General features: G+C 46.4%; 1 pseudogene. It reads left to right on the top strand.

The window, feature by feature from the left end:
- A pseudogene (locus LZP73_RS19615) lies at positions 1–330 on the top strand (transposase); the annotation flags it as partial.

Raw genomic sequence — 330 nt, 5'->3', positions numbered from 1 at the left:
CGTTATTGGATGAGGCCGCAGTATTAACCTGTATGGCTTATGTCGATTTGAATCCCATCAGAGCCAAGATGGCGGCTACCCCAGAGCAATCCAATCACACCAGCATTCAACTGCGAATTCAGGCAGCCTTGAAAGGCGAACAACCACCAAACCTACTGCCTTTTATTGGCAACGAACGCGATAATCAGCCCAATGGCATCGTGTTTTCGCTCCAGGATTATCTTGAATTGATTGATGATACAGGGCGTATTATTCGAGATGACAAGCGTGGTGCTATCGGAGAGAACAGCGCTAAGTTGCTAACAAGATTGAATATCGAGCAAGAGAGTT

The organism is Shewanella sp. AS16, from assembly GCF_021412365.1.
Taxonomy (GTDB): domain Bacteria; phylum Pseudomonadota; class Gammaproteobacteria; order Enterobacterales; family Shewanellaceae; genus Shewanella; species Shewanella salipaludis.
This window is presented reverse-complemented; position numbering and strand designations above follow the sequence as displayed.